The organism is Priestia sp. FSL H7-0729, assembly GCF_038005685.1.
Classification (GTDB): domain Bacteria; phylum Bacillota; class Bacilli; order Paenibacillales; family Paenibacillaceae; genus Paenibacillus.
Window position 1 is genome coordinate 846172 of the sequence record NZ_JBBOTQ010000001.1, and the last position, 17174, is coordinate 863345.

General features: G+C 43.7%; 16 protein-coding genes. 3 read left to right on the top strand and 13 right to left on the bottom strand.

Going from position 1 to position 17174, the window contains the following annotated elements; genetic code table 11:
* Positions 1-7 precede the first annotated feature (7 nt).
* The 4 genes from MHH93_RS03550 to MHH93_RS03565 are packed head-to-tail and all read right to left on the bottom strand — an operon-like array spanning position 8 to position 3765.
* Positions 8-1489, bottom strand: a complete 1482-nt coding sequence (locus MHH93_RS03550; RefSeq protein ID WP_500052820.1) for a sugar ABC transporter ATP-binding protein — start codon at positions 1487-1489, stop codon at positions 8-10.
* Between the two features lie 14 nt (positions 1490-1503).
* A complete protein-coding gene (gene rbsD / locus MHH93_RS03555) occupies positions 1504-1905 on the bottom strand; it encodes a D-ribose pyranase (RefSeq protein ID WP_500052821.1) in 402 nt (133 codons plus the stop codon).
* Entirely contained in the window at positions 1905-2783 is an 879-nt protein-coding gene (gene rbsK / locus MHH93_RS03560; RefSeq protein ID WP_500052822.1) for a ribokinase, read from the bottom strand. The genes rbsD and rbsK overlap by 1 nt, the downstream gene beginning before the upstream one ends.
* The gene (locus MHH93_RS03565; RefSeq protein ID WP_500052823.1) at positions 2776-3765 is read right to left on the bottom strand and encodes a LacI family DNA-binding transcriptional regulator; all 990 of its coding nucleotides are present in this window, start codon (positions 3763-3765) and stop codon (positions 2776-2778) included. Before MHH93_RS03565 ends, rbsK begins: the two co-directional genes overlap by 8 nt.
* 274 nt (positions 3766-4039) lie before the next feature.
* Here MHH93_RS03565 and MHH93_RS03570 point away from each other — a divergent pair, with 274 nt between their 5' ends.
* The gene (locus MHH93_RS03570) at positions 4040-5014 is read left to right on the top strand and encodes a DMT family transporter (protein WP_500052824.1); all 975 of its coding nucleotides are present in this window, start codon (positions 4040-4042) and stop codon (positions 5012-5014) included.
* Between the two features lie 115 nt (positions 5015-5129).
* On the opposite strand, the gene MHH93_RS03575 is transcribed toward MHH93_RS03570, so the two are convergent.
* The 5 genes from MHH93_RS03575 to MHH93_RS03595 form a co-directional block, all read right to left on the bottom strand.
* Positions 5130-6272: a DUF4309 domain-containing protein gene (locus MHH93_RS03575; RefSeq protein ID WP_500052825.1), complete on the bottom strand. Its 1143-nt coding sequence runs from the start codon at positions 6270-6272 to the stop codon at positions 5130-5132.
* Positions 6273-6570: 298 nt separating this feature from the next.
* Entirely contained in the window at positions 6571-7704 is a 1134-nt protein-coding gene (locus MHH93_RS03580; RefSeq protein WP_500052826.1) for a serine hydrolase domain-containing protein, read from the bottom strand.
* Positions 7705-7921: 217 nt separating this feature from the next.
* Positions 7922-8116 (bottom strand): hypothetical protein, encoded by a 195-nt coding sequence (locus tag MHH93_RS03585; protein WP_017688524.1) that lies wholly within the window; start codon positions 8114-8116, stop codon positions 7922-7924.
* Positions 8117-8271: 155 nt separating this feature from the next.
* Complete coding sequence (locus MHH93_RS03590) at positions 8272-9144, bottom strand: YitT family protein (RefSeq protein ID WP_419892429.1); 873 nt, start codon at positions 9142-9144, stop codon at positions 8272-8274.
* A 90-nt stretch (positions 9145-9234) separates the two neighbouring features.
* Positions 9235-9591 (bottom strand): MerR family transcriptional regulator, encoded by a 357-nt coding sequence (locus MHH93_RS03595; RefSeq protein ID WP_500052827.1) that lies wholly within the window; start codon positions 9589-9591, stop codon positions 9235-9237.
* A gap of 111 nt (positions 9592-9702) precedes the next feature.
* Between MHH93_RS03595 and MHH93_RS03600 the strand changes: the two genes are divergently transcribed.
* The gene (locus tag MHH93_RS03600; protein ID WP_500052828.1) at positions 9703-10476 is read left to right on the top strand and encodes an SDR family NAD(P)-dependent oxidoreductase; all 774 of its coding nucleotides are present in this window, start codon (positions 9703-9705) and stop codon (positions 10474-10476) included.
* A gap of 191 nt (positions 10477-10667) precedes the next feature.
* On the opposite strand, the gene nspC is transcribed toward MHH93_RS03600, so the two are convergent.
* The 4 genes from nspC to MHH93_RS03620 form a co-directional block, all read right to left on the bottom strand.
* A complete protein-coding gene (gene nspC / locus MHH93_RS03605) occupies positions 10668-11795 on the bottom strand; it encodes a carboxynorspermidine decarboxylase (protein ID WP_500052829.1) in 1128 nt (375 codons plus the stop codon).
* Position 11796: 1 nt separating this feature from the next.
* Positions 11797-13035: a saccharopine dehydrogenase family protein gene (locus tag MHH93_RS03610; protein ID WP_017688530.1), complete on the bottom strand. Its 1239-nt coding sequence runs from the start codon at positions 13033-13035 to the stop codon at positions 11797-11799.
* A gap of 869 nt (positions 13036-13904) precedes the next feature.
* Positions 13905-15164 (bottom strand): cytochrome P450 family protein, encoded by a 1260-nt coding sequence (locus MHH93_RS03615; protein WP_500052830.1) that lies wholly within the window; start codon positions 15162-15164, stop codon positions 13905-13907.
* Positions 15165-15397: 233 nt separating this feature from the next.
* Positions 15398-16282: a TetR/AcrR family transcriptional regulator gene (locus MHH93_RS03620; protein ID WP_500052831.1), complete on the bottom strand. Its 885-nt coding sequence runs from the start codon at positions 16280-16282 to the stop codon at positions 15398-15400.
* A gap of 240 nt (positions 16283-16522) precedes the next feature.
* Here MHH93_RS03620 and MHH93_RS03625 point away from each other — a divergent pair, with 240 nt between their 5' ends.
* A complete protein-coding gene (locus MHH93_RS03625; protein WP_500052832.1) occupies positions 16523-17170 on the top strand; it encodes a TetR/AcrR family transcriptional regulator in 648 nt (215 codons plus the stop codon).
* Positions 17171-17174 lie beyond the last annotated feature (4 nt).

Here is a 17174-nt window from a genome sequence, read left to right on the forward strand (position 1 = left end):
TGTCATATCACTGTCCCCCTGTGGCCAATGTCATAATGTGTTCTTGTGTTGCTACTTCCCTTGCAACCTCGCCACTGATGTGTCCCTCATGCACAACCGCGATCCGGTCACTCATGCCAAGCACTTCAGGTAGCTCCGACGATACCATGATGATTGCAACGCCGCGGTCAGTCAGTTCATTCATCAATTCATAGATTTCACGCTTCGCCCCAACATCCACTCCGCGGGTAGGTTCATCCAGGATCAGCACGCTTGGTCCGATCCCAACCCATTTCGCGATAACCACCTTCTGCTGGTTCCCCCCGGATAGATTCCTTGCCGCCGTCTCGGAGGATTGCGTTTTGATCTGTAGACGTTTGATCAATGTATCGACGAAGTCTTGTTCTTTCGAAGTTGAAATGAAACCTTTGCTCGAGAAACTGAACAGATTCGTCAACGCCATATTTTCGCGAATAGAGAAGTCTAATACCAGCCCCTCATCTTTTCGGTCTTCTGTAATAAAACCAATTCCATGTTTCACTGCATCTGCCGGTTTACGAATGTTCGCTTTTTTGCCGCGGATGAAAATTTCACCGCTATCCAACGTATCCAAACCAAAGATTGTTCGCATAATCTCGGTTCGTCCAGAACCCATAAGTCCTGAGAAACCAAGGATTTCTCCTGCTCTCACGGTGAAGTTAATATTCTCGAACAACCCTTTGCTGCTTGCATTCCTTACTTCCAGAACAACTTCACCATAAGAAGGATTACGGACAGGATAACGCTCGGTAAGTTCACGACCTACCATTTTCCGAACCACTTCATCAAAGCTTGTCTGCGGAATGGCTTGAGTGTCTACCGTTCTTCCGTCACGCATGATGGTAATCCGGTCACAGATCGTGAATATCTCCTCCATGCGGTGAGAAATATACACGATGGATACGCCTTCCTTCTTCAGTGAGCTGATTACACCAAACAGTTTCTGGATCTCACGCTCCGTGAGTGCGGCTGTTGGCTCGTCCATAATGATAACCTTGGCATCTGTCATAAGTGCTTTGGCGATTTCAATCATCTGCTGCTGCCCGACAGAGCACTCTCCCGCTGGACGTTCCAGTGGAATGTCTACGGAAAGCTTAGCGAACTGTTCATTGGCAAGCGCTTTCATTTGTCTTGTATTAAGCAAACCGAAGGATGATGTCAGTTCCTTACCAATAAAGAGATTATCCAGCACCGTCATTTCAGGCCATACGTTCAGCTCCTGATGTATAAAGGTGATACCCACTTGCTCTGCTTCCTTCGGACTCCCAAAATAGGTTTCTGCTCCATCGATGCTGACGGTTCCCTGATCTCGCTGATGAAGACCTATCAGAATGTTCATCAGCGTGGATTTGCCGGCTCCATTCTCCCCCATTAGGGCATGAACCTCACCATCTTTTAGTTCGAAATCCACCCCGCTCAGCACCTTATTCGTTCCAAACGCTTTATGAATGTTTTGCATCTTAATGTGCATTACGCAACCTCCTTTTACCCGAAATGGACTCCCGATTGTAAAATGCAATTGGCATAGGGTGTCGCTTCACCTGTGCGGATGACTGCCTTCACCTGCCGGGTTAACACTTTGAATTGTTCGTGGCTGACGGAAGCATCAATGGCTGCTTCCCCGAATCTTTCTGTAATGAATTGCATAGCTGCGGGATTGCCTTCGCAAATTTCATTCGCAACAATCACTTTTTCAATGACCATATCTTCTGCAATCACCTCGACCACTTCGCGAAAACTTGGTGTTCCCAGTTTGAGTGCCAGATCGATTTTGAGTACCCCATCCGGTACCGGCAGGCCTGCATCCGCAATCGCAATCATGTCCGTATGGCCCAGATCAGACAGAATCTTGGAGATGTGACTATTCAACATACCATTTCTTTTCATTACAAGCTCTCCTCTACTTCATCACGCGTCGGCATGCCGCCCTGCGCTCCGAACTTGGTGACGGACAACGATGCAGCCCGATTGGCGAAGCGTATACTCTCTTGCAACGGTTGGCCTTCAGCCAAAGCAACTGCAAATGCGGCGTTGAACGTATCCCCTGCCCCAGTAGTATCAACAGCCTTAACTTTATAAGTTGGGACTAGAATTTCCTCAGTGCCATCAAAGTAACGTACACCTTTACTGCCCTCCGTGATGAACAGTTTGTTTGGATACTGACGTAATGCCTGTGCCGGACTCATGCCCTGAAACAAAATCTCAGCTTCATGCTCATTCGGTGTGATATATGCAGCGTTATCAATAACTCCTTGCGGCAATTTTCTTGCCGGAGCTGGATTAAGCAATAATGGTGTTCCGAACTCCGCACACATTGCACTGACATGAACAACAGTTTCCTCTGGGATTTCCTGCTGAATCAGTACGATATCTGCATTGCGGATCACTTCCGCTGCTTCATCGACATATGCAGGAGTGACTTCGCGATTGGCCGCTTCAACCACTACGATACTATTATCACCTTCGGCCAGAATGATATGAGCCGTTCCACTTTCTAAATGTGTAACCGGTTTCACATTTTGCGTATTTACAGCATTTGTTCTGAAGTTCTCTAAAATATCTTTGCCAAAAGCATCGTCGCCTACCCGGCCGATCATCGCAACCTCGGCCCCCAGTCGCGCAGCAGCGACAGCCTGGTTGGCTCCCTTACCGCCAGGGACTGTTTTGAAGCTGTCTCCGAGAACGGTTTCACCCGCTCCCGGCCGTCTTGACGAAGTAACAACCAGATCCATTGAACTGCTTCCAATTACACATATTTTAGCCATCTGATCTCACCTTTCTCGTAGTGCCCCGTTCGATGAAGCTTACGGGCAACTGTATGTTTTTGTTCTCTATTGCAACTTGCTCCACAAGCTGGATAAGTAATCCCGCCGCTTCTCTTCCCATCTCATATGCTGGCTGATGGATGGTGGACAATGCCGGCGATAACAGGCTGCTCATCGGAATGTCATCGAAGCCAATCACTTGTACATCATCAGGAACCTTCCTTCCGATTCGTGATGCCTCATGCAGTACTGCCATGGCTGCGATGTCATTGCTGGCAATCACCCCATCTGTATCCGCATACTTCCTGAATAACTCTTCAGCCCATCCCCCTGCCTCGTTAATCGAAAATGAGGTCGTTTGAATGACGTGATAGTCTAGCCCTGCATCACGGATGATTTCAATCGCTCCTTCGAAGCGATCTTGCGCAGGTCTGATCTGTGACGGTCCCTGCATAACTGTGATCCGGCGACTGCCGCGTTGGATAATCTCCCTTGCAGCTAGTCTTCCACCTTCCCTGCCGTCCGCATACACGGATGGACGATCGAGTGATGTTCTGTCCAGAAACACAACGGGAATTTTCAGTTTTTCATATATTGAAGAATGAGGATAGTTCGTTGAAGAGATCACACCGACCACATTGTTCTGGATAAACGTCTGAATGTAATCCTGCTCCTTCTGTTCATCCTCATCACTATTTCCAAATAACAGTCTGTAATCCTGTTCCTGCATCCCGTCCTCTACACCGCGAGCCAACTGCGGGAAGTAAGGGTTCGCAATATCCGGCAACAACAGGCCAATCAGTTTGGACTTGCGCTTATATAATGAACGGGCCACTTCATTAGGCGAGAAGTTAAGCGCCTTCACAGCATCTTCCACTTTCTTGCGTGTATCCGCATGAACATAACCTCTATCATTAATGACTCTAGAAACGGTGGCAACGGATACGCCCGCTCGTTGAGCTACATCTTTAATTGTTGTCATAAGTTGCTCTCCTCTATGTGTAACCGGTTACAGACATTAAATTATCATATTATTTTCGATTTGACAAGCGTTTTCATTCTGGAAATTTCTCCAAGTAAACATGAAAGTACATTGAAATTCATCTGTAACCTGGCTTCTTCCCGTCTTATTCAGACTTCTTAGCTATATTACAGAGTTAATTATGATTACAAATATTAGCGATATGTGATATGGTCAGTGAGGATATTAGATTCGTACATACATATGTGCAAGAAATGCGAGGAGAAGATTGAAAGTGACAGACAGAAATACCCTTGAAAACCAAAAACCAAGTAAATTTAGTGATCCCATTTTTGTCATGCTTATAGCGAGCCTTTGTTGCTTGTTATGGGGTAGTGCATACCCGTCCATCAAACTTGGATATATCGCATTTAACATTTTACCCGAAGACATTGCGTCCAAGTACGTATTTGCCGGATACCGATTTACATTGGCGGGCTTGTTGCTCTTGCTTCTTTCTCGTGTCGTTAGAAAACAGAAGCTGCAATTGTCCAAGTCTCAGTGGACAAGTCTCATCATGTTAGGCGTGTTGCAAACAGGTTTGCAATATATGTTTTTCTACGTTGGCGTAGCCAATACGACGGGTGTCAAAGGTTCCATTATGAACGCAACGACGACCTTCTTCAGTGTTGTTCTGGCCCATTTCATCTATAAGAACGACAAATTAAGCAGAAATAAAATCGTTGGCTGCTTGCTCGGATTCGTTGGCGTCATTATCGTAAATTTTCATACCGATCTGCTTACTTTTTCCTTTTCATTTACAGGTGAAGGCTTCATTATTTTAGCAGCACTTGTGTTTTCCGTTACAGCCCTTTACGCAAAACGTCTCACGGCTACGATCGATGTTCTGATCATCACAGGTGTCAGCTTATTCGTCGGGGGGTTGGTCCTTACACTGTTGGGTCTGTTACTCGGTGGTCGAGTCACTCATTTCACTCTGGAGTCCACCAGTAATTTGATCTATTTGGCCTTGCTGTCATCTGTTGCATTTTGTCTATGGAATATGCTTCTTAAGTACAATAAGGTCGGAAGAGTGTCTGTATACAACTTTCTTATCCCTGTGTTTGGTGCATTGTTATCAGCGTTATTCCTCGGTGAAACGATCTTGGAATTGAAGAATCTGGCTGCATTGCTGTTCGTATCGGTCGGCATTTATTTGGTCAATCGTGTACGTTCCGTGCAAAGCTCTAATGATACTTTAATAAAATAGACAACACTCTCATGGACAGCAATCCATCCGATCGACAGCAAAAAAAGCCGCTAATCAGCGGCTTTTTGTGTAAATTCCCATACGTTATACTTTTCGTTTCTTACGATCGTATACCTTAATATATACTCGTAAAGTCAATCAAGTCCTCTTCTTCCTCATAATTGAATACAATGGCATGATTACCCAATTGGTATACCATCTCATATCCACCCACGACTTCATTGTAATATTCTGAGGAAGGCTTACCCATCCATATTTTCACATTCCATGGTGAAAGATTCTGCTTCTCATTGTACAAATCAAAAACGGCAATACGTGATTTATTGGTAAGCTCATGCATATATGAATCGAATCCAACGCCGAATTTAGAATAATAATAGAACGCTCCCCATTCTTCATTTGAACGAGAATTAGGTTTCCCCAGCTTTTTTTGCGCATTTTGAAGCGTCATGCCAATCTTGATGTCCGTTCGGCCTGGCAGTACACCCTTTAATGCAGATTCTTTCAGGCTTTTCAAGTAAGCGCGATCGCCAACACCCGAGTTCGGCCAATCTCTTGTACGAAGGTTGCGCGTATCTTCCAAACGCAATTCCAATTTGTTTACATTCAACTTAAACGTATTGAATTCATAGACAAATTGAACATTGTTGTAATTTTTAAATTGTACTCGAGCACCTGAAAGGGTACGTATTCCACCATCCCTGATGGCATAGTACGAGTCACCCATTTTTTTCCCACTGTTCTCCACATACGTTACACGACGCAGTTCACCGGAACGAACAATATACGTTTTGACTTCATTCATATTTGATGTTCCCCAGTCGGTGATCATCAGCATGTCTGGTGTACTAGCCCCTTTGCTTTTCACTACGAAATTCCAGGTTTGAGGCAAAATAATTGTATTCAGATCCAGTTTTGCTGCTTGGACGGTTCCGTATGCTGCTCCTTTTTTCACCAAGGCTGCGCGATAGGTTCCTGAATAACTCTTGTCGCCTTTTTTATTATTGGTCCAACCATTTTCTTCGGCCAACGTGCTCTTCTGTTCATCATAAGCGAAAATATAAACGTTGTAAGCCGTTTGCTTAGCATCACGAAGTGTAAATGAAAGTCGGCTCATACTTGCGAGTTGTTTGGCAGAGATTTGCTCTCCTTTGGCAGCAGCATGGGGTGGTAACAAGAGCAATGCGCTCAGAACATAGCCAATTAAGGTAAGTAAGGCCAGAGAAGCCCATTTTGCTTTGTGTTTAGGGTGTATCATTGATGACTCTCCTTTGAGTTGAAAATAAACATCTACAAGCTCATTTCTAATTCTGAATCGTGCATAATCTCAACATTTCAATAGGTCTTGCTAGAGTGTACTCTTGATCAAACTATGTAATTAATATAGATTTATGTTCAATAAGCATATCCTCCTACTAGTACTATTTTCCTAAGAATGATAACATACCCTTTCTAATAAAGAAATATATAACAATCTATTTTTTCGTTATGAATCCATATAACATAAAAAAGCCGCTGATTAGCGGCTCATCTTCCATATTCGAAAACGATATAATTTATAGACAGGAGTATATCACATTGCGTAAGCGTCGTTGAACATATCCTTCCTGACTATTCAGCAGATGCTGGGCATACATGACCGTAAGCTCTGAATCCGGATCAATAATAGCCATACACCCAGCAGCACCACTCCATCCAAATTCACCAAGCGGGCTTAGCGAACCACTGCCTGCTTTGGAGATATGAGTACGGACACCTAATCCATAGCCGTATCCATACATATGATCCCACGAATAATCCCCACAAGTCATTTCATTCAAATGATCGGTTCGCATTAGTTCCACTGAAGCTTGTGACAAAATGCGTACGCCTTCAGGACTTGTACCAAGTCCAGTAAGCGTGTTCAGAAAACGTGCGTAATCACTAACCGTTGATAATAACCCTGCACCACCGCTCTCCAGCTCAGTACCCACACGGAATCCATTACCATCCAGACGTACTGCCTTTTCAAGCTCATCATTGTATGCATACTGCGGAATCAGGCGCGTCTGCTGCTCATCGTTCAGATTGAATGTTGTATCGTTCATGCCAAGAGGTCCGGTGATCTCGTCCCGTAGATACGTACCAAAGCTTTTACCACTTACCACTTCCACCAATGCTCCCAGCACATCATGGCACATGCTATAATTCCAGTGTGTTCCTGGTTCAAACAGCAGTGGTTCTTTCGCGAGCGCTCTCGCAAAGTCTCGTGTCGGCAATGTTCCGTTGGTGCTTTTTACAGCTTCCTGAATACTTGGACTACCCACATCATAGGAGAACCCGGCAGTCATGGTGAACAAATCGCGCACTGTAATGGCTCTTGTCGCCTTTTCCAGTCGAATTTCTCCGTTCGCCATCGTTTTCTTCACCGTCATATCAGCATATTCTGGCAGATAATCGGACAGTGGATCACTTAGCAGCATGTCCCCTCTCTCCACCAATTGCAAGCCTGCCACGCAGGTCATGATTTTGGACATGGAGTATAGATTGAAGATTGCTCCATCGCCAATGGGCGTTTTCTCCTCCAGATTGGCGTAACCATTCCGGTAATGGAAAACGGTATCATTTCGATGCATCACCAGCACCTCAGCCCACGGAATGCGCCAAGATGTAATGCGGTCAATAAATGAAGAAAGCGGTTTAAAGTCCATTTTTTCCCGTCCTTTTATGTAAAATCGTTTATCATTTTGCGATGTGGCCCATGTTCGCTCCCACAATCCACATAGTAATAATATACGACCTTTTATAACGATTGACCACCATCTATATGTTCTCCCGTGTTCAATTACATCATATATCTTCCGCATCAATAAAATGCTTCGCACGAATAAGCCGATCCAATAAAGGATCAGCTTATGTTGTAACGTTTTAGACCTCGCCGCGTCTGTTTTCAACTGATTTCATACGGTTTTGATCATCTGGTACCCGGTCAACACTGAACTCTTGGCCAGCTTCGACCTCACCATGACCTGAGATATTTCGGGAAAAATTAGTGAACTGTCTTTTTTGCTCATCCAGCTCATGTTTTTGCTTCAAAAGCTCTTGCGGGTCCTGTTTTGTCACTAAGTTAACCTCCCATAGAAAATCATGCTATTTAATCACTCTACAGAAGTTTCCCATAAGAAAGCTTTGCTTATGCATAAGTGCTAAATATTAGTAATAAACAAGGAAAAACAAAAAAACGCTGACAAGAGTTCCCTCCTGCCAGCGCGTTTTGTTTAGTGAATATCCTTCTTTTTGAAATTGCCGCCTCTTACCTCAGCTACATCGTATACGACTACAAAAGCAGATGGGTCAATCTCATGAATGATATCTTTAATTTTACTCTCTTCCATCCGGTTAATGACACAAGTGATTTCCTTAAATTGTTCATTAGAATAGCCACCGTACGCCTCAGTGTACGTTGCACCACGACCTAGTCGATCACGAATGGTTTCAACCATGATTTCAGGTTGATTCGTAATAATTTTAAACGTTTTGGAGCCGCTCAATCCCTCTTCAACAATATGTATTACTTTGGATGCAATAAAATACGCAAGTCCTGACAAGATCGCTCCTTGAAGACCGAATACGGTAGAAACGACAATAAAGACAAACATGTTCAGAAAGAGGATGAGATCACTGGTTCCAAAAGGTACTTTTCGCGAAAGGAGTACAGCCAGCATATCTATGCCGTCCAATGCCCCGCCATTACGCAATGCAAGCCCCATACCGAAACCGATGATAATCCCGCCGACCACCGTAACGAGCAAGGTGTCGCCTTCAATGATGGTTGGTACATGGTGCATCAGACTGGTGCTGATAGCCAGTGAAGCAATACCGATAATCGAATATAACGCGAAGCTTTTACCAATTTGCTTGTACCCTAGCCACACAAACGGAATGTTAATAATCCCGATGAGCATCCCCAGTGGTAATCCGAACAGCTGTGATCCTACGATACTCAGACCAGTGACACCACCATCCGAGACATTATTCGGGATCAATATGGCTTCGAGGCCATATGCCGTTATAAATCCCCCAATGATAATCAATAATACTTTGGAGAGGATTTTTAACTTGTTTGACTTTTGTTTTCTGTTTTGATGCATTGCTTTTCCCCCTTGATGAACAACCGATAAAAAACAGTCTATAATAAAAATCACTGTTTTGGCAATAGATCGTCATTTGTGTGTGTTAGTTCATTGTCCGATAAGCGTTCGATACGACGATATTTTATGCTCAAGCATCTCATCTGCTGTGTGAAGGATGTGCATCTGTTTCTGAATCGACTCTTTATGCTCCTCCAGCAGCTTCAAACGATCCTCCGCCGTATGCTCCCCTTCTTTAAACAAGGAGGCATATTTCTTAATAATCGCAATGGGCATTTGAGTCTCTTTTAATTTGATCACAAATTGTAGCCACTTCAGGTGTGACTCGTTGTACCGCCTGCCTCCACTCGCATCTCGGAGAGGAGTTACAATCTGTTCCTTCTCATAATAACGCAACGTATGTGCACTGATATGGAGTATTTCTGCCACTTCACCAATGGTATGCATGGTTAACCTCCCCTCCATTTTCCAGCTTGACTTAGAGTAAGCTCTAATCAGTATAATCAACTCGTGGGCACATCACAATAAATAATGAAATCAGATCCAGGAGGAATTCCCATGAAATACACAGTGATTACCGGTGCCAGTTCAGGTATCGGATATGAAGCCGCTTTAGCTTTTGCTGCTCGTGGCAAAAATATAATCCTGGCAGCACGCAGAACCGATGAATTGGACAAGTTAAAAGCGAAAGTAGCTGAAATCAATCCTGCTCTGGATGTTGTCATTCGTACAGTTGATCTGTCCATTGCCGCTAATGTACATGAATTCTATGAAAGTCTTCAGGCTTATTCCATTGAGACATGGATTAACAATGCGGGATTCGGAAATTTTGCTTCCGTAGGTGAGCAACATCTGCCTAAGATCGAGCAGATGCTTCATCTGAATATAGAAGCTCTCACGATTCTTTCTTCCCTGTATGTACGTGATTATGCAGATGTCGATGGCACACAGATCATTAATATTTCCTCTGGTGGGGGATATACAATTGTAGCCGATGCAGTAACCTACTGTGCAACCAAGTTCTATGTAAGTGCCTTTACGGAAGGACTTGCGCAAGAGTTAAAAGGCAAGAACGCAGCAATGCAAGCCAAAGTGCTCGCACCGGCTGCAACGGAGACGGAATTTGCGAAACATTCCTTTAATGTAGAGGAGTTTGAATATGAGGGCAGAGTTCCCAAATTCCATACGGCGGAACAAATGGCTGGTTTTTTGCTGGAGTTGTATGACAGTGAGAGTGTAGTCGGCATTGTGGATGGGTTGACGTATGACTTTGAACTCAGAGAACCGATTTTTCCGTACGCAGCGAGAGCTGCCTCTAAACCACAAAATTAACCCTAAGCTGAAGTTAAACCAAGTCACCTGAATAGCGTTAGACATCATCTAACCTTACTGATAGTCATCAATGATAAACATCACTACATCTAATCATTAAAACATCATTGGACGTTAAAAAGGGAACCTGTCTCCAGGCTCCCTTCTTTTTTATAACAATTCTATATTAATACCTTCTATATAATGAAAGCTTATGCCAGCCTCATTTTGAAATCCTGATATCCGAATTCGCGGACAACTTCGCAATCGCCGTCTTTTCTCTTAACAGCAATCGCTGGAAGTGGCATGCCATTAAACGTATTGGTTTTCACCATGGAGTAAATCGCCATGTCCTCGAATACCAGACGGTCGCCTTCTTGCAAAGGCTGATCGAACGAATAATCCCCAATCACGTCACCAGACAAACAGGTTTGTCCACCAAGACGATACAGATGAGCCTTCTCTCCCACTTCTCCCGAACCAATCAGCGGCGGGCGATATGGCATTTCCAACACATCTGGCATATGACACGTAGCTGAAGTATCCAGAATGGCGATGTCCATACCGTTCTTATGGAAGTCCAGCACTGAAGTCACCAGATAACCCGCGTTCAGTGCAACAGCTTCTCCCGGCTCCAGATATACTTCCAGGCCATAATCATTCTGCATACGCTTGATGCAAGCTTCCAATCTTGGAATATCATAATCTTCACGCGTGATATGGTGTCCACCACCGAAGTTGATCCATTCCATTTGTGGCAACCATTGTCCGAACTTCTCAACAACCGCGTTCAACGTAGTCTCCAGATCGTCGGAATTTTGCTGACACAGTGTGTGGAAGTGCAGTCCAGAGACACCTTCCAACATCTCTTCATCGAAATCCTCCAGTTTCGCGCCAAAACGCGAACCCGGAGAACACGGATCGTAGATCTCATGTCCTTCTTGGGTAGAGCACTCAGGGTTGACGCGTAAGCCAACCTTACGGCCTGCCTGAAGCGCCTTATCCTTGAATTTTGCAAGCTGTGAAAATGAGTTGAAAATAATGTGGTCGCAGATGGAGATAATCTCGTCGATCTCTTCTGCGCGGTATGCCGGAGCAAAGACATGATTCTCTTTGCCCATTTCCTCATGGCCCAGACGCGCTTCATACAGACCGCTCGCCGTAGCACCGCTCAGGTATTCTCCAATCAGCGGATACATCGCAGTCATGGAGAATGCTTTTTGAGCGAGCACGATTTTGGCACCTGTACGTTGCATAACACCGTTCAGGATTTTCAGGTTTTTCTCGATAAGCGCCTCGTCAACAACAAAACATGGTGTCGGTAATTGCTCGAACCGCATTTTAACGAACAAGCTCCGATTCTTTAACTTCTTCTGGCAGCTCATCAACGAGTACCGGGTTGAAGTCTTCTACCCATGGGAGGCCCCATTTGTTCAACTCTTCCATGAATGGATCCGGGTTGAACTCTTCTACATTATAAACACCTGGTTTGTTCCATTTGCCTGTCATGACCATTGCCGCACCAATCATAGCTGGAACGCCTGTTGTGTAAGAGATCGCTTGGGAACCCACTTCTTTGTAGCACTCTTGGTGATCACAGATATTGTAAACATAATATGTTTTGTCTTGACCATCTTTTTTGCCTTTGAAAATACAACCGATGTTCGTTTTACCCACAGTACGTGGTCCAAGGGATGCTGGATCCGGCAGAACTGCTTTCAGGAATTGCAGTGGGATAATTTGTTTGCCTTCATATTCGATAGGCTCGATTGAAGTCATGCCTACATTTTCAAGAGCTTTCAAGTGAGTCAGGTAGCTTTGACCAAATGTCATGAAGAAACGGATACGTTTCAGACCTGGCATGTTTTTTGCCAAAGATTCCAGTTCCTCATGGTACAACAGGTACATGTCTTTCTCGCCAACTTCTTTGAAGTCGTAGACACGTTTGATCTCCATCGGTTTTGTTTCGATCCATTCACCATTCTCCCAGTATCTTCCGTTCGCAGATACTTCGCGAATGTTGATCTCAGGGTTGAAGTTGGTTGCGAACGGATAGCCGTGGTCGCCGCCATTGCAGTCCAAAATGTCGATGTACTCAATTTCGTCGAAGTAGTGCTTGAGGGCATAAGCGGAGAATACGCCAGTCACGCCTGGGTCAAATCCACTTCCGAGCAATGCAGTGATGCCTGCTTGTTCAAAACGCTCTTTGTAATCCCATTGCCAGCTGTATTCGAACTTCGCTGTATCATGTGGCTCATAGTTCGCTGTGTCCATGTAATTCGTTTTAGTTGCAAGACAAGCATCCATGATGGTCAGATCTTGATACGGCAAAGCAAGGTTCATCACGATATCCGGTTTAACTTCGTTGATCAGAGCGATCAATTCGTCAACATTATCAGCATCTACTTGTGCTGTCGTAATTTTTGTTTTTCCGCCGTCCAGCTTGGCTTTGAGTTCATCACATTTGGATTTTGTACGACTCGCGATGCAGATTTCCTCAAAAACTTCGCTGTTTTGAACGCATTTGTGTACTGCCACGGAAGCAACGCCGCCGGCGCCGATGATTAGTGCTTTTCCCATTTTACATTCTCCTATCCCAATATGTATTTTTTTAATTGGTTTAATTTGGTTTAATACGGTGACAACAACAAGACAACAAAAAAAGCAAGGTGAAAAATGCTCGCAATCGCGCATCATCACACTTGCTTATCGATATACATCCTAAAAAAGACGTGAAGTCTCCATGACCAAAAAAGTTCACAAGAACTCCTTGGCGGAAAGCTCCTTCATGTATATCAATATTGGATCAGAGTCTATATAGCAAATAATTCGCCTTTACCACTCTTATTGACCGTTTCACAAGTTGATGTGCAATTGCACTGGTTGTAAAGTAACCAACTTATAAAATTTGAGCTTTGAACTCAATCAATAAAGCAACGTAAGTTGCCAATCGGCGTTTGACCCGGCTGTCCGTATGGCCTTAACTTCCTGGTGAAGTGGTCAAAAATTATCTGCTGGAAAGCTCTAATTCATATTGATAAATCAACTTCCCAAAATCACAGGTCTTACACTATCAGACGTTGAAAAAAAAATCAAGCAATTATCAAAAAAAATTTTTTTTGTCCTAAACACGACTAGGAATGAAATTGATATCCTTCGAAAACTCTTAACCCTTCTGCGCCCAGTAATCGCCCTGTTACTTCAGGACAGAATAGCCCCGAATGGTTCGTTTCCTTCTTTGCGAGCTTGCAGAGCAATCTCAATGGCTTTATGCATGAATTGTTCATCTTTATTCATATCGTTTACCTCCAGAACAAAAATTATGTACTTGCTTTTAATCATTGATCAATGACACGACTGAGATCTATCCATTCCATTCTATCATCATTACAAATAAAGAGTATGACGAAAATCCGTCATACTCCAGTGGGTCAAACTAAGTTCATCTATTAAAATTTTACAGGCAACGATGCCAATCCCTGTGATGACAAAGCAGAGTGCCAATGAATCTCTTCCTGAGGAATACTGAGCTGAATATCCGGTAGCCGACGTAGAAGCGTAGTAAACGCCACGTCCCCTTCTACACGAGCAAGTGGAGCGCCAAGACACATATGGATGCCGTGTCCAAAGGCCAAATGCCGTTTTATTTTTCGTTCGATATCCAACTCTTCGGGGTCAGTGAACTGCTGCTCGTCTCGATTCGCTGATTTCAATAGGGGTATCACAACATCTCCCTTTTCGATCAATTGTCCACCCAGTTCCGTGTCCCGCGTTGCATAACGAGGACCTGAAGAAGTGGCGGGGCCATTATATCGTAACAACTCCTCCACCGCAGAAGGAACCAGATTTGGATCTTGTTTAAGGTGTCCCAGTTGTTCGGGATGTGTCAGAAGAAGATACGAGCCGGTTGCAATCAGGTTGGATGTTGTCTCATGTCCAGCAAATATTAATAAGGTGATCATGGATATTAATTCATCTTCATTCAATCGGTCACCCTCCTCCTCAATCGCAATTAATTGACTGATAAGGTCATCTGAAGGCTCTACTCGTTTGTTCGCCACAAGTTGTGCGGTGTACTCTGCGAATGATCGCAGGTGCTGTGCTACTGCCGGGTCCTGTTTACCGAAACCAAGACCCTTCGCAATCGCTTCAGACCATACATGAATCTGAGGTCGGTCTTCCTGCGGTATACCCAACATCTCAGAAATAACGTTAATTGGGAAAGGATAGGCATAGTCTTTTACAAGATCCATCTCCCCTTTTCCTTCGAATTGGTCAATCAACTCATCGGCAATTTCCTGAACACGTGGACGCAGGCTCTCCATATATCTTGGAGTGAATGCTTTGGACACTAGGCTACGCAATCTTCGGTGATCCGGTTCATCAACAAAGAGCATCGACTTTCCGGTAAAAAAGGTCTGAGGTTCCGATGAAGCAAGCTCGCCTGAGAGATTCTTTCGAATGTCATTACCACGATCGATAGAGCTCATATCGACCGTAAATCGAGCATGATCTTTCAACACTTCCATGGCGACGTCCATCCGAGTTACAATCCAGGTTTGCCCTTCTCCACCCATCGGATTAGGAATAGGGACAACGGAGCCTTTGGCACGCATCTGCGCAAACATGGCAAATGGATCTTTACTATTTTCTTCACTAAACAAATTAAATTGCGCTTTTTCTGATGTCTGGTTATCCGAATGAGTCATATAAATCTTCCTTTCGAAGTGAAGTTATTCGAATCTATGGAAATATATGTGCATTTCGATTATATACTACTCGTATATTTCATTTCAAATTTCATAGTTTCACATTACAAAACAACTGTTATAACAATGATTATAAATATACTATAAGTACATTATTAGTATATTGAGATAACAACAATTACGATAAGCATAAAAAAGAGGGTGGCTTTGAGCCAACCCCCATATTAATTACGTTACTTCACCATTTCTAAATACAACCAACAGGCCTCGGTCACTCTGTTGGCTTCGGTTTGAAATGTACCGGACTTGTACTCTTTGTGAAACGCTTGAAGTACCGCTTCGATCACAGGAATATTTATATCCTCTTTATCTTGTAATAGCGTTAAAAGCCCCTTCGAGAGTTGCTTCAATGAAGCAGATTCCTCGGATTTTTGAACACGCTTGTTGAAATCATCAAAATCTTTCAATAGTTTATCGATGTCCAGACCCATATCATGGTTACGCTCATCGGCGTTCAGGAAATAGAGAGACTGAAAGTCGAAAATGTGTTCATTTCTCTGATGCATAGTTCGCAGGATCAATTCAATGTACGTTAATACTTTTGGAACAACTTCGCTCCATACTGGCTTTTGCGTATTCAGACTTCTCGAAGTGTTGGCAATCTGATGTAATATGCCGTAGCACAATATGGCCCCTTCGTTGGCATATAAGCTAATGTCGTTCCCGTACACCTGAATCAAGCGTGTAGACAGCCATTTGAGGTGAACTGTAGCCAGTTTGGCTGAGTTAATCTCCCCAGAATAAAATCCCGTCCAATATAATTCCCATACTCGCTCTTTATTAGGTACAGACATAGGAATCGCAATCTGGTCTACGAGCAAGTCATAATCCGATGTATAGTGATTCTGTTCAAGTTGTTTGCGAATGAAAACATCCTCTTGCATGCGTTGATTTATAATCGAATATAAACAATCCTCTTTGGAACTGAAGAATTTGTAGAATGTGCCTTTGGATACACCCGATTGATCAAGGATCATCTGGATTGTTGTATTTGCATAGCTATGCTCTAAAAAAAGTGCAAGTGCTGTCTCCAATAAACTTTGTTTACGGCTACTCATGTCTCGTTATCGCCCCAAGTTTTTCTATTGATTTTAACATTCATTCCTTAGAAGTTGAAGCGTGGATTCGCAGCATGACCGCCATACAAAATAATTGCTCAATGAGTAAATTTGCACAATGAGCAACTTGTTGTTATGATGAATCTCACTGAGTGCATACTTATGCTTACGAGTATGTTCTTCATTAAACTACTTTAACCATAGTTATTGGTGCTGGAGGTGCACGCATAAGCGGAAATAATGATTAAACGAAACTTGCGACATTTGAAGAAAGAAGCAACGGAAAAAGCCCTTGCCGGTGCTGCATTTGAACTGACTCTTGAACATGGGCTTGATGGCTTTACGGTCGAAGATATCGTGCATCAGGTGGGTTGTTCACGTAGAACATTTGCTAACTACTTCACATGTAAAGAAGAAGCCGTAGCAAGAGGCGCAATATCCGTTCAGAATACAACGGAACTCGAAGAGTTACTTACCAAAATGCCTGATAATGCTTCCTTGCTAGACGTACTGTATGACCTGATCCAGATGCAACTTACAACAGAGCTAATTGGAAGGCTTCATCAGCTGCTCTCGCTATCCAAGACCTATCCAGTGCTTGAACCTCATTACCTCGGAGCCATGCACCGGATGCAAACGCAGGCACAAGATACCTTATTAGACTTATCCAACGGGAAGTATGACGAGATCTATACTTATCTTCTGATTAATGCACTATATGGAACGATACTGCCATTAATTGATGGAAGACTCAATGTGTTGCTGCCCGGACAAGTCATTACTGAAGATGCCAAGCCCGGTGCTATCACCTTCGATCAATTTTTGGAAACGACGTTTAGTCATTTGCGGGCAGGATTTGAACATGCCAACCATCCACATTCATCATAGAGGG